Source organism: Kluyvera genomosp. 3, from assembly GCF_011765685.1.
In the GTDB taxonomy this organism is placed as follows: domain Bacteria; phylum Pseudomonadota; class Gammaproteobacteria; order Enterobacterales; family Enterobacteriaceae; genus Kluyvera; species Kluyvera georgiana_A.
Window position 1 is genome coordinate 3,273,580 of record NZ_CP050321.1, and the last position, 12,418, is coordinate 3,285,997.

The 12,418-nt window shown below is 54.3% G+C and carries 12 protein-coding genes and 1 tRNA gene; 7 read left to right on the forward strand and 6 right to left on the reverse strand.

What is annotated here, in order from left to right; genetic code table 11:
* Positions 1–789 precede the first annotated feature (789 nt).
* Both GY169_RS15450 and GY169_RS15455 read right to left on the reverse strand, forming a co-directional pair.
* Positions 790–877, reverse strand: a tRNA-Ser gene (locus GY169_RS15450).
* Positions 878–1,021: 144 nt separating this feature from the next.
* Positions 1,022–2,641, reverse strand: a complete 1,620-nt coding sequence (locus GY169_RS15455) for an ABC transporter substrate-binding protein (RefSeq protein WP_167576271.1) — start codon at positions 2,639–2,641, stop codon at positions 1,022–1,024.
* A 224-nt stretch (positions 2,642–2,865) separates the two neighbouring features.
* Here GY169_RS15455 and yccA point away from each other — a divergent pair, with 224 nt between their 5' ends.
* Positions 2,866–3,525 carry an FtsH protease modulator YccA gene (gene yccA, locus GY169_RS15460; protein ID WP_064548883.1) on the forward strand — a complete coding sequence of 220 codons (660 nt, stop codon included), beginning with the start codon at positions 2,866–2,868 and terminating at the stop codon, positions 3,523–3,525.
* A gap of 89 nt (positions 3,526–3,614) precedes the next feature.
* The gene (tusE, locus tag GY169_RS15465; protein ID WP_064548881.1) at positions 3,615–3,944 is read left to right on the forward strand and encodes a sulfurtransferase TusE; all 330 of its coding nucleotides are present in this window, start codon (positions 3,615–3,617) and stop codon (positions 3,942–3,944) included.
* Here tusE and yccX read toward each other — a convergent pair.
* A complete protein-coding gene (gene yccX / locus GY169_RS15470; protein WP_163448574.1) occupies positions 3,941–4,219 on the reverse strand; it encodes an acylphosphatase in 279 nt (92 codons plus the stop codon). The genes tusE and yccX overlap by 4 nt on opposite strands.
* A gap of 129 nt (positions 4,220–4,348) precedes the next feature.
* Here yccX and rlmI point away from each other — a divergent pair, with 129 nt between their 5' ends.
* Together rlmI and hspQ are read left to right on the forward strand one after the other, a co-directional pair.
* A complete protein-coding gene (rlmI, locus tag GY169_RS15475) occupies positions 4,349–5,539 on the forward strand; it encodes a 23S rRNA (cytosine(1962)-C(5))-methyltransferase RlmI (protein WP_163448573.1) in 1,191 nt (396 codons plus the stop codon).
* 71 nt (positions 5,540–5,610) lie between these two features.
* Positions 5,611–5,928 carry a heat shock protein HspQ gene (gene hspQ, locus GY169_RS15480; RefSeq protein WP_064548889.1) on the forward strand — a complete coding sequence of 106 codons (318 nt, stop codon included), beginning with the start codon at positions 5,611–5,613 and terminating at the stop codon, positions 5,926–5,928.
* 58 nt (positions 5,929–5,986) lie between these two features.
* Here the strand turns inward: hspQ and GY169_RS15485 are convergent, their stop codons facing one another.
* Positions 5,987–6,400, reverse strand: a complete 414-nt coding sequence (locus tag GY169_RS15485; protein WP_064548875.1) for a CoA-binding protein — start codon at positions 6,398–6,400, stop codon at positions 5,987–5,989.
* A 133-nt stretch (positions 6,401–6,533) separates the two neighbouring features.
* Between GY169_RS15485 and mgsA the strand changes: the two genes are divergently transcribed.
* Complete coding sequence (gene mgsA, locus GY169_RS15490; RefSeq protein ID WP_064548873.1) at positions 6,534–6,992, forward strand: methylglyoxal synthase; 459 nt, start codon at positions 6,534–6,536, stop codon at positions 6,990–6,992.
* Positions 6,993–7,038: 46 nt separating this feature from the next.
* Here mgsA and helD read toward each other — a convergent pair whose 3' ends face one another.
* A complete protein-coding gene (gene helD / locus GY169_RS15495) occupies positions 7,039–9,093 on the reverse strand; it encodes a DNA helicase IV (protein ID WP_167576272.1) in 2,055 nt (684 codons plus the stop codon).
* A gap of 122 nt (positions 9,094–9,215) precedes the next feature.
* Between helD and GY169_RS15500 the strand changes: the two genes are divergently transcribed.
* The gene (locus GY169_RS15500) at positions 9,216–9,662 is read left to right on the forward strand and encodes a YccF domain-containing protein (RefSeq protein WP_167576273.1); all 447 of its coding nucleotides are present in this window, start codon (positions 9,216–9,218) and stop codon (positions 9,660–9,662) included.
* Between the two features lie 18 nt (positions 9,663–9,680).
* Positions 9,681–11,807 (forward strand): YccS family putative transporter, encoded by a 2,127-nt coding sequence (yccS, locus tag GY169_RS15505; protein ID WP_167576274.1) that lies wholly within the window; start codon positions 9,681–9,683, stop codon positions 11,805–11,807.
* Here yccS and GY169_RS15510 read toward each other — a convergent pair whose 3' ends face one another.
* Positions 11,808–12,413 carry a TfoX/Sxy family DNA transformation protein gene (locus GY169_RS15510; protein ID WP_167576275.1) on the reverse strand — a complete coding sequence of 202 codons (606 nt, stop codon included), beginning with the start codon at positions 12,411–12,413 and terminating at the stop codon, positions 11,808–11,810. It lies immediately after the preceding gene.
* Between the last annotated feature and the right edge of the window lie 5 nt (positions 12,414–12,418).

Genomic DNA, 12,418 nt, shown 5'->3' on the forward strand with positions numbered 1-12,418 from the left:
AATCACATAAATATATCCCGGCACACAAACACCTAAAAAAACAAAGCACGATGAAAATCTTTCGCTGAGTTTAAAAAACAGTAAAACCACCATGGTTAATATCAGCTTAAGTATTTAATGATTTACCATGGAAATTATTAACAGGATATACTTAAAAATATATTCCCTTGATGAATAGTTAATGCAATCTCAACAACCGCGCACCACAAGGGTCTCAGGCTGGTAGCACAGTAATCATTGAATGTTGCGTGAATTGTTTTTTATTTATAATTAAATAGCCTTATCAAGAAGAATATATCCTGTATTTCCTTACACCTCTTTTTTATCATTAACTACTTCCGTGATTAACATCATGTTTTACTCTCGATGATATTCACCAACCCGTCATTCATCGCTGCAATTAAATACAGAGGACGCAACGCATCGGTTAATACGAGTGTAGACACTAATACTTCCGTTGTAGTAATGGCATCAATTAATACGCCACATAAATGGCATGAAATCGACAGGTAAAAAATTAATACTTTGATTTTAATGCTAAAAAAAATAGCAAAATACAGACTATTCCTACTCCTCAACCGAAAGACTTAACTGAAATTTACTCCTTGCCCCTGTGAATGACGCTCCACTTCGAGCGCATTGCGCTTCCCGACGATAAAAGACACCGCATTTATTGGTGGTAGGTCGACGCCTTATTGCTCAAGGCCGATGGCGGGAACAGGAAAAACTGAAGAGAAAATCGCAGGAACGAAAAAGCCCCGAGCAACAAAGTTGCTCGGGGCTAGTATTTGGCGGAAGCGTAGAGATTCGAACTCTAGAACCCTTTCGGGTCGCCGGTTTTCAAGACCGGTGCCTTCAACCGCTCGGCCACGCTTCCAATGAGGCGCACTATAAACATCCCGAACGGACCTGTAAAGCACCAAAACGTTCGTTTGCCTGAAAAACAGCCAAAAAGTTGTTATTCGTCTGAAAAAACAACAAAATGGCTAGTTTTAAAACGCTTTTCCCGCCCTCATCCTGCTTAATGTTTTTTGATAAACATATCTTTGGTGTAGTAATACCCCAGGCGGTCAGGGGTAAAACCGCCTACCCACGGTTTCACCAGATGCGTGCGCACATAGTGATAGACCGGAATGGCCGGCACATCCCGCGCCAGTAGATCTTCTGCTTTCTGGTAGTCACGGGCGCGCTGGGCAGCGTCCTGTGTTTTCGCTGCATCGAGCAGCGCGGCGTCATAATCCGGGTTGCTGTACTTTGCGGTATTCTCACTGTCGCTGGTACGGAAGGTGTTCAGGAAAGTGGAAGCGTCATCGTAGTCGGCGATCCACGCGTAGCGCACAACGTCAAAGTTACCCGTATGCATCGCATCCAGCATGGTTTTCCACTCCTGGTTTTGCAGCTTAGCTTCGACGCCGAGATTTTTCTTCCACATTGAAGAAGCCGCAATCGCCACCCGCTGGTGTGATTCAGAGGTGTTGTAGAGCAAATTGAATGATAATGGATGCGCGTCGTTAAACCCGGCCTCCGCCAACAGTTTTTTCGCTTCAGCAATTCGCTTATCGCGCGGCCATGATGCGTAATCCGGGCCGTTCAGCTTCACGCCGCCAATCTCCGGCTGGCTGATTACCCACGCCGGCCGCTGCCCCTGCCCCATAACCTTATCGGCGATGATGTCTTTATCCAGCGCCATGTTCAACGCACGGCGTACGCGGGCATCGTTAAACGGCGCTTTGGTGGTATTGAACTCGTAGTAATAGGTTGCCAGCTGCGGCGACACGTCCACCTCGCTGCCTAAGGTTTTTTTCAACTGGCTAAACTGGTTGATCGGCAGCGTATACACAATATCGACCTCTCCCGCCTTGTAGCGGTTAACGTCGGCCGCTTCGGAGCGGATAGGCAGATAGGTCACCTTATTAATCACCGTCTGCTTATCATTCCAGTAGCGCGGATTACGCTCGGCTACGATCCGCTCGTTCACCACCCACTGAGATAAATGATACGCGCCGCTGCCAACAAAGTGTTCCGGCTTCACCCATTTATCGCCGTAGCGAGCAATCAGCACTTTATCAAGCGGCACCATGGATGGGTGCGCCAGCATGGCAAGAAACGCGGAAGTGGGCTGCGTCAGCGTCACTTCCAACGTGGTGTCGTTAATCGCCTTCACGCCAAGCGTATCCGGCGTTTTCTTACCCAACGCAATATCGGCAGCGTTCATAATATGCATGTTGCCCGGATAGCTGGCGTACGGCGACGCGGTGGCTGGCGTCACCAGACGCTGCCAGCTCCAGACGACATCCTGCGCGGTGATGGGCGAACCGTCAGACCACGTAATGCCCGGGCGTAAATGGAAAGTCCAGACGGTGTTGTCCTTATTCTCCCAGGATTCCGCCAGCCGCGGCTCAATGCTGCCGTCCGGTTTCACCGCCACCAGCCCGTCGAACAGGTCGCTGATGATATTAAACTCAACGTCGCTTTCAACCTTATGTGGGTCGAGCGAAGCAGGCTCATTGCCGTTGCTGCGCACCAGCTCCTGTTTATCGGCAAGCTGCGTTCCTTCCGGCACGGTCGCGGCCTGCGCCGCCCCTGCCAGACCCATTGCCAGTAGAACCATCGTGATGTTGTTATGTTTGTATAATTTCATTTCCATTGCCTTGTTGTTAGAACCCTGTTCACTCTTGGCACAGACGGTTGATAACGCAAGTGCTTTCAATAACCTATAAGAGATTGATCTCGCTCTTTCGTGCTTTATATTGTGTTTCTGTGACGAGCCAGAAGTCTGAGTAAAGATGGGTAAAAAGATTTGGGAATAAAAGAGAGATTTCTTATGCTGTGCCACTAATAACATCTGTCATAAGAGAGTGACTCATGGATCGCATAATTACTTCATCGCGTGACCGCTCATCGCTGCTGAGCACACATAAAGTCCTGCGTAACACCTATTTCCTGCTGAGCCTGACGCTGGCGTTTTCCGCCATCACCGCGACCGCCAGCACCGTGCTGGGGCTGCCGTCTCCGGGCTTAATTCTGACGCTGGTCGGCATGTACGGCCTGATGTTCCTGACCTATAAAACGGCGGATAAACCGGTTGGTATTCTGTCTGCCTTCGCCTTTACCGGCTTCCTGGGCTATATCCTCGGGCCGATTCTTAACGCCTACCTGTCCGCGGGTATGGGCGATGTGATTGGTATGGCGCTGGGCGGCACCGCGCTGGTGTTCTTCAGCTGTTCTGCCTATGTGCTGACCACTCGCAAAGATATGTCGTTCCTCGGCGGAATGCTGATGGCCGGTATCGTCGTGGTGCTGATTGGCATGGTGGCTAATATCTTCCTGCAACTGCCGGCGCTGCACCTGGCCATTAGCGCGGTGTTTATCCTGATCTCTTCCGGCGCCATCCTGTTTGAGACCAGCAACATCATTCGCGGCGGGGAAACCAACTATATCCGCGCGACCGTTAGCCTGTACGTCTCGCTGTACAACATCTTTGTCAGCCTGCTGAGCATCCTCGGTTTCGCCAGCCGCGATTAACCTACCTGCTCATCAACATCAGGGCCTCGCTTATGCGGGGCCTTTTTATTTGCTACACTTCCCGCCATCTGTTTGTTGTGTGAAATATTATGCTTATCTACCAGAACACCGAAATTGAGACCGATAGCGAAGGCTATCTGAAAGACACCACCCTGTGGAGCGAAGGATTGGCCGAGGCCATTGCCGCGAACGAAGGCATTGAACTCAGCCCTGAACATTGGGAAGTGGTGCGCTTTGTGCGCGAATTTTACCTGGAATTCAACACCTCGCCGGCAATCCGCATGCTGGTGAAAGCCATGGCCAATACCTTTGGCGAAGAGAAAGGCAATAGCCGCTATTTATATCGCCTGTTCCCGAAAGGCCCGGCTAAACAGGCGACGAAAATCGCCGGCCTGCCAAAACCGGTGAAGTGCATTTAATAGCGAATACTGAAGTTGCTCCACGCTTTTTCGGGTTGATGTGGTTCCGCCAGAACTTTATCAACCCGCGCGCTACGCGGCCCGCCTGCCTTGAGCCATGCCAGCAGCTTTTCGACCTGTTCATCGTTACCGCAGGCAACCACTTCGACGCTGCCATCATCAAGATTGAGCGCATAGCCGCGTAGGCCAAGGCGCTGCGCTTCCTGTTGAGTAAAGAAGCGGAAGCCGACCCCCTGCACCTTACCGTAAACCCAACAAATCACACACTTATCCATCTTTATTCCTCCTCAGTCTGTCTCAACTGTAGCGCCATTTCTCCCGACATTCTGCCCTCACGCGTTGCAATTGTGCAGGGAAGTCGGGAAAATGCAGCCTGATTCCATCAAACAGCCAGAAAATTAACTATGAGTGTACGTTTAGTGTTAGCCAAAGGGCGCGAAAAATCATTGCTGCGCCGTCATCCCTGGGTCTTTTCCGGCGCGGTTGCCCGCATGGAAGGCAAAGCCAGCCTCGGAGAGACCATTGATATTGTCGACCATCAGGGTAAATGGTTAGCCCGCGGCGCGTATTCCCCCGCCTCACAGATCCGCGCTCGCGTCTGGACGTTTGACGCTAATGAAAGCATCGATATCGATTTCTTCGTCCGCCGCCTTCAGCAGGCGCAAAGCTGGCGCGACTGGCTGGCGAAAAAAGATGGGCTGGATAGCTACCGTCTGATCGCCGGTGAATCTGACGGTCTGCCGGGCGTCACCATTGACCGTTTCGGCAACTTCCTGGTGCTGCAACTGCTGAGTGCCGGTGCCGAATACCAGCGCGCCGCGCTGATTAGCGCCCTGCAAACCCTCTACCCGGAATGCGCCATCTACGATCGTAGCGATGTTGCGGTGCGTAAAAAAGAAGGCATGGAGCTGACCCAAGGGCCGGTGACCGGTGAATTGCCGCCAGCGCTGCTGCCGATTGAAGAACACGGCATGAAGCTGCTGGTCGATATTCAGGGTGGCCATAAAACTGGTTATTACCTCGATCAGCGCGATAGCCGCCTGGCGACCCGCCGCTATGTTGAAGACAAACGCGTCCTGAACTGCTTCTCTTACACCGGCGGTTTTGCCGTTTCGGCGCTGATGGGCGGCTGCCGCCAGGTCACCAGCGTCGATACGTCTCAGGAAGCGCTGGACGTTGCGCGCCAGAACGTTGAGCTGAACAAACTCGACCTGAGCAAAGCGGAGTTCGTGCGCGACGACGTGTTTAAACTGCTGCGTAAATATCGCGATCAGGGCGAGAAATTCGATGTTATCGTGATGGACCCGCCGAAATTCGTCGAAAACAAAAGCCAGCTGATGGGCGCCTGCCGCGGCTATAAAGACATCAACATGCTGGCTATTCAGTTACTGAATCCGGGCGGCGTGTTGCTGACTTTCTCCTGTTCTGGCCTGATGACCGCAGATTTATTCCAGAAAATCATTGCCGACGCCGCTGTAGATGCCGGTCGTGATGTACAATTTATAGAGCAGTTCCGTCAGGCAGCCGATCACCCGGTGATTGCGACGTACCCGGAAGGACTGTACTTGAAAGGATTTGCCTGCCGCGTCATGTAACTTGAAAAGCGAAATGGTGTCTATATATATAGTAGAAGTAGAGAGAGGCCATTTCCCGGGAGGTGAGTATGATGATTACCAGCAAATTCGGTATCGGCCAGCAGGTGCGTCACTCCCTGCTGGGCTATCTGGGCGTGGTGGTAGATATCGACCCGGTTTACTCGCTTGACGATCCTGATCCCGACGATCTGGCGGCTAACGACGAACTACGCGCGTTGCCGTGGTATCACGTGGTGATGGAAGATGACGAAGGTCAGCCGGTGCATACCTATCTGGCCGAAGCCCAGTTGAGCAGTGAGCCGAGCGAGGATCATCCCGAACAACCGACGATGGATGAACTGGCGCGTACCATCCGCCGACAGCTACAGGCACCGCGGCTGCGTAACTGATTGCCGCGTTAATAAAAAACCCGCTATGCGGGTTTTTTTGTATTCTCAGCACGCGCGTTTATTTCGCGAGGCCCAGACGAGGGATCTCAATCGCCGGGCACCGATCCATCACCACCTGCATCCCCGCATTGCGCGCCAGCACAGCCGCCTGTTCGTTAATCACGCCAAGCTGCAGCCACAGCGTCTTCGCCCCGATGGCTATCGCCTCTTGCGCCACGCCCCACGCGGCTTCCGAATTGCGGAATACGTCAACCATATCGACCTTCTCTGGCACTTCGGCAAGGGTGGCATAGCCTTGCTGCCCGAGCAGCGTTTTGCCGCCAACCTTCGGCGAAACAGGAATCACGTGATAGCCCTGATCCAACAGGTATTTCATCACCCGGTAGCTTGGACGGTCCGGCTTGTCGCTGGCGCCCACCAGCGCGATGGTTCGCGTGGTCGTCAAAATGCTGGCAATCTCGTTTTCAGTCATCATTATCCTCCTGGCCAATCACTTAAGTGTACGCTAGTCCGCTAATGTCGGGCGTCAAATTTTTGCCAATCAGGGCTTGCAGCCTGATTCGCATGCAGTAATCTGTCTGGATTCAACACTCAGGGAAAGACACATGGAACTGACAACACGCACCTTACCGGCGCGTAAACACATCGCGCTGGTCGCGCATGATCACTGCAAAGATATGCTGATGAAATGGGTACAGCGCCATCAGGCCTGCCTGGCAAACCACACGCTGTCAGCGACCGGCACCACTGGTAACCTGGTACAACGCGCAACAGGCCTGGAAGTCCAGGCGATGCTCAGCGGCCCGATGGGCGGCGACCAGCAGGTTGGCGCGCTGATCTCCGAAGGGAAAATCGACGTGCTGATCTTCTTCTGGGATCCGCTCAACGCCGTACCCCATGACCCGGATGTGAAGGCTCTGTTGCGTCTGGCAACCGTCTGGAATATTCCGGTCGCCACCAACGCCGCCACCGCCGACTTTATTATTCAGTCGCCTAACTTCAGCGAACCCGTGGATATTCTGATCCCAGACTATCAGCGCTATCTGGCAGAACGCCTGAAATAATTCCTCACGTTCCCGGAGCCGACGCGGTGTCGGCTCCGTTCTTCGATTACGGTTTTCTCGCCACCGGCACCGACAGTTGTTTTAACACCTCCACGAACGGCGACGGCTGCGCCTTATTGAACAGCAGCCAGACGCGCAGTCGTGCGCGAGTCATCGCCACGTACAACAAGCGCCGCTCTTCAGCATCGGGGAAATCTTCCGGCTCAGGCAGCAACGCCTGCTCCATAATCGACTCACGCGCAGGGGCCGGAAAACCGTCAAAACCTTCCTGTAGCCCGAGTACAATCACATAATCCGCCTGCTGGCCCTTACTGGCGTGCACGGTCATGAAATCAATATTCAGCTTCGGCCAGCGCGTGACCGCTTTCTCGAGGGCGGCAGGCTTGAGGTGGTGATAGCGAGCCAGCACCAGTATACGCTGGTCCGGCGTCACGTAGCCGCTGAGCTTATCAAACAGTGCATCAAGCTTATCGTCCTCCAGCAGAGTGACGGCATTTTTGTCGCCCGTGGTCAGACTGTTCAGCGGTTTATTCAGCTGGTGCGGGTTTTGCTGAATAAAGCGGTTAGCAATTTCACCGATGCGGTTGTTGAAGCGATAGGTGGTATCCAGCGCGCAGTTATCCCCTTCACCAAAATAGTGATTGAAGGCGGTGGTCAACGACAGCTGCGCGCCGCTAAAGCGGTAAATCGCCTGCCAGTCATCGCCAACGGCATACAGTGAAGTCTGCGAGTTTTGTTTACGTAGCGCCGCCAGCAGCGCCGCACGCTGCGGGGAGATATCCTGAAATTCGTCGACCAGAATATGCTTCCACGGGCTGACGAAGCGCCCCTTGTCGAGGATGATAATCGCCTGGTGAATCAGACCGGAGAAATCGACGGCATTTTCGGCTTTCAGCGCGGCTTTCCACGCCTTCAACATCGGCGCCATCAGCTTAATCCGCTTGCCGAACAGATCCTGAATCTCCTCCGGCGCACCGGCAATCATCTCAGCCTGGGAACCGCCATGCATACGCATCAGGCTGACCCAGCGATCAAGACGGCTGCCCATTCGCTTGATGATTTTTTCATCTTCCCAGAAGCTGTCTTCCTCTACATCCCAGCCCAGCTCTTCCTGTAACCACAGGCGCCAACCTTTGGCCTGCGCTTTTTTCTCCCGGCACTGCTGCTGCCAACACGCGATAAACAATTTAGCGCGAGCAGCAGCATCGTTCTCCAACTTACTGACGACCGGCACCTTCTTACTGCCTTGCTGAATGATTGACAGCGCCAGCGCATGGAAAGTACGCGCGGTGATGGCATCGGTATGCAGGCGCGTTTGCAGGCGCTCGTCCATCTCTTCAGCCGCCTTACGGCCAAAGGCCAGCAGCAAAATCTGTTCCGCCGAGGCTTCGCCGCGCTCAAGCAACCAGCCTGCACGCGCCACCAGCACCGACGTTTTACCACTACCGGCTCCCGCCAGCACCAGTAACGAACGCTCGCCGTTGACCACTGCACGCGCCTGGGACGGGTTCAGCGGTGACGATTCTATACGCGCAAAGAAGTCGCTGTACTGTTCCAGCATTGCTTCGGTGTAACGCTGATTATGTAGCGCGCGCCCGCTTTCTTTATCTGCCAGCCACGCCTGACACTGCCGCCAGGCCTCGCGGCAGTTATCAAATTCTGCCAGTCGGTTTGTCGGCAGCGGCAGACCCTCCAGCGCCTTAACGATCCGCTGACGAATGTCCTGCGCCTGCTGGCGAGTCAACCAGCGATTCTCTTCGCGGCTCCCGGCAATAACCGCCAGCTGTTCATCCAACAGCCCGGCGGCGATGTCACTCATCTCCGCGCTCCACTGCTGCCACAGCCCCAACAGATGACGGTGAAAGCGCTGCGTCTCGCCCCATTCTGTCCCGTGCAGGCGCACAACTTTATTCTCGGGCAGCACGAACTCCAGCTCTCCCCACACCAGGCCACGCTTGCAGTTAATCGCCAGTAACTGATTAAAAGGAATGAGATATTCATGCTGAGGGCCGGACACCCGTACGCCCGCGTTGAGGATCTCCACCCGGTCATAAGGATGCTGCGCCATGCGCTTACCCAGCGTCGTTGCTTTTAATTCCATGTCGTGCCGAATCCTGACTTTTTCGATATCTCACAGTGTAACCGCCAGAGAATAGGTGCTCCAGCCTAAAAAAACGTTACAATCAGCAGGTCTTATTATTCACAGCGCTGCAGTGAGGATTTATGCGTACTGTTCTGAATATTTTGAATTTTGTATTAGGTGGTTTTCTGACAACTCTCGGCTGGCTGCTGGCAACGCTCGTCAGCATCGTTCTGATTATTACGCTGCCGCTGACTCGCTCATGCTGGGAGATCACTAAGCTGTCGCTGGTGCCGTACGGCAACGAAGCGGTGCACGTCGATGAACTTGAACCAGGGGCCAAAAGTAGCGTAATGAATGCGGGCGGCACCCTGCTCAATATTCTGTGGCTTGTGCTATTTGGCTGGTGGCTGTGCCTGACGCACATTATGGCCGGCATCGCCCAATGCATCAGCATTATCGGTATCCCGGTCGGGATTGCGAACTTTAAAATAGCCGCTATTGCCCTGTGGCCAGTTGGGCGTCGGGTGGTGTCCGTCGAAGTGGCGCGCGCTGCGCGCGAAGCAAATGCCCGTCGCCGTTTTCAGTAATCAGGACTCTTAACCGCTATGCTAAGCCCGCTGCTTCGCCGCTATACATGGAACAGTACCTGGCTGTACAACGCCAGAATATTTATTGCGCTCATTGGCACAACCGCCCTGCCCTGGTGGCTGGGCGATGCAAAGCTGACCATCCCGCTCACCCTTGGGGTGGTCGCCGCTGCGCTAACGGATCTCGACGACCGTCTGACCGGGCGGCTACGTAACCTGGTTATTACCCTGATTTGCTTTTTTATCGCTTCAGCATCGGTTGAAGTGCTGTTTCCCTGGCCTTGGTTGTTTGCGCTGGGGCTCACCGTGTCGACCATCGGGTTTATTCTGCTGGGCGGGCTGGGGCAGCGCTATGCCACCATCGCCTTTGGCGCGCTGCTAATTGCCATTTACACGATGCTCGGCGTATCGCTCTACGCCCACTGGTATCAGCAGCCGCTGCTGCTGATTGCAGGGGCCGTATGGTATAACGTCCTGACGCTGACCGGGCACCTGATATTTCCTATTCGCCCATTGCAGGATAACCTCGCCCGCAGCTACGAGCAGCTTGCCCGCTATCTGGAGCTGAAGTCGCGCCTGTTCGATCCCGATCTTGATGACGATAATCAGGCGCCGCTGTATGAGCTGGCGCTGGCAAACGGGCAACTGGTGTCGACGCTCAATCAGACGAAAGCGTCTTTATTAACGCGTCTGCGCGGCGACCGCGGCCAACGTAGCACCCGTCGTACCCTGCACTATTATTTTGTCGCCCAGGATATCCACGAACGGGCCAGCTCATCGCATATACAATATCAGGCGCTACGCGACCAGTTCCGCTATAGCGATGTGATGTTCCGCTTCCAGCGCCTACTTTCAATGCAGTCTATCGCCTGTCAGGATCTGGCTAAGGCCATTTTGCTGCGCACGCCTTATCAGCATGACGCCCGTTTTGAGCGCGCCTTCACCCATCTGGACGCCGCGCTGGATCGCGTGCGCGCCAGCGGTACCGCGCCGGAGCAGATGAAAGCGCTGGGTTTTCTGCTCAACAACCTGCGAGCCATCGACGCCCAACTCGCCACCATTGAGTCTGAACAGTCGCCGTCGCAGACGAACAGCGAAACGGAGAATGTGCTTGCCGATGATAGCCTGCACGGTTTCGACGATATTCTTTCACGCCTGAGTCGTAATATGTCGCCGGAGTCCGCGCTGTTCCGCCACGCGGTGCGCATGTCGGTGGTACTGTGCGTTGGCTATGCCTTTATCCAGTTGACCGGATTACAGCACGGCTACTGGATTTTGCTCACCAGCCTGTTCGTCTGCCAGCCGAACTACAACGCCACTCGCCATCGCCTGGCGCTACGTATTATCGGCACGCTAGTCGGCGTAGCGTTGGGCCTGCCGATTCTCTGGCTGGTGCCCTCGCTGGAAGGGCAACTGATACTGATTGTGGTCACAGGCGTGCTGTTCTTCGCTTTTCGCAACGTACAATACGCTCACGCGACGATGTTTATTACCCTGCTCGTGCTCCTGTGCTTTAACCTGCTGGGCGAAGGGTTCGAAGTGGCGTTGCCGCGCGTGGTGGATACGTTGATTGGCTGCGGTATTGCCTGGCTGGCGGTGAGTTTTATCTGGCCAGACTGGAAATTCCGTAACCTGCCGCGCGTTCTGGAGCGAGCCGTGGACGCTAACTGTCGCTATCTGGATGCAATTCTCGAGCAGTATCATCAGGGCCGCGATAACCGTCTGGCCTACCGTATTGCGCGCCGCGATGCGCATAATCGGGATGCTGAGCTGGCCTCGGTGGTATCCAACATGTCTACCGAACCGAAGGTCACAGCCGAAATGCGGGAAACCGCGTTCCGCTTACTGTGCCTGAACCACACGCTCACCAGCTACATCTCGGCGCTGGGTGCCCATCGCGAAAAACTGACCACCGCAGAGATTCTGGCGCTTCTGGACGACGCCGTCTGCTACGTCGACGATGCGCTGCATCATCAGCCCGCAGATGAACAGCGGGTTCAGCAGGCGTTAAGTGGGCTCGCGGCGAGGATCCATCATCTCGATCCTCGTCCGGACAGCAAAGAGCCACTGGTTCTGCAACAAATCGGCCTGATGATTTCTCTGCTGCCTGAAATCTGCCGTCTGCAGAAGCAGGTGATGCGCTAATCACCTTTTCTGGGTGTAATTTTGCACCCACGTTTCCAGCTCCTGGCGCGTTTTCGCCGGGAGCGCCGCGGCATGAACGCCGATGATAGCCCCCTCCAGCGAATACAACACATTCACACTCAGCTGTTTACGTAACTGCCGAAGCCGCATCCACGCCGTTTTAGAACCCATTTGCCGGAGCGTACGGACGTCCTTAATACCTGCTTCATGCAACAGCAGTTCCATATGAAAAGAGAGATTGGGAAGATCTTTGAGCCGTAAATGCCGCCGTCGACGCTTCTCACTTTGCGCATCTTCAAGTGCGAACTGTCCAAGCAAAAGCAGCTCTGCTCTATTCGACCACAGCCATTCATCGACGCGAAAATAGTTAAGCTGCTGCGCATGCCCTCGTTTACGTACCGTTAACAGTGGCGGTGAGTGCTGGGCCTGATAGTTGGCGTTTTTTTCGCACGCCCTCAGATACAGCTCACCTTCTGCGACCATAGCAAAGACGGTATTGTCAACGGCCAGACTATAGCCGCCAAACAGTGCCCGAGACTTTACTTTCCCCAACACCGAGAAATATTCCTGGGATTGGTAAATCCGTTTATAAGAGATAATCTTCATGATTA

Bases quoted from the DNA above. Each gene is read 5' to 3' on its own strand.
- tusE (WP_064548881.1), top strand. From the start codon at position 3,615: ATGCTTATCTACCAGAACACCGAAATTGAGACCGATAGCGAAGGCTAT.
- yccA (WP_064548883.1), top strand. From the start codon at position 2,866: ATGGATCGCATAATTACTTCATCGCGTGACCGCTCATCGCTGCTGAGC.
- helD (WP_167576272.1), bottom strand. From the start codon at position 9,093: ATGGAATTAAAAGCAACGACGCTGGGTAAGCGCATGGCGCAGCATCCT.
- mgsA (WP_064548873.1), top strand. From the start codon at position 6,534: ATGGAACTGACAACACGCACCTTACCGGCGCGTAAACACATCGCGCTG.
- GY169_RS15485 (WP_064548875.1), bottom strand. From the start codon at position 6,400: ATGACTGAAAACGAGATTGCCAGCATTTTGACGACCACGCGAACCATC.
- GY169_RS15500 (WP_167576273.1), top strand. From the start codon at position 9,216: ATGCGTACTGTTCTGAATATTTTGAATTTTGTATTAGGTGGTTTTCTG.
- hspQ (WP_064548889.1), top strand. From the start codon at position 5,611: ATGATTACCAGCAAATTCGGTATCGGCCAGCAGGTGCGTCACTCCCTG.
- GY169_RS15455 (WP_167576271.1), bottom strand. From the start codon at position 2,641: ATGAAATTATACAAACATAACAACATCACGATGGTTCTACTGGCAATG.
- yccS (WP_167576274.1), top strand. From the start codon at position 9,681: ATGCTAAGCCCGCTGCTTCGCCGCTATACATGGAACAGTACCTGGCTG.
- yccX (WP_163448574.1), bottom strand. From the start codon at position 4,219: ATGGATAAGTGTGTGATTTGTTGGGTTTACGGTAAGGTGCAGGGGGTC.
- rlmI (WP_163448573.1), top strand. From the start codon at position 4,349: ATGAGTGTACGTTTAGTGTTAGCCAAAGGGCGCGAAAAATCATTGCTG.
- GY169_RS15510 (WP_167576275.1), bottom strand. From the start codon at position 12,413: ATGAAGATTATCTCTTATAAACGGATTTACCAATCCCAGGAATATTTC.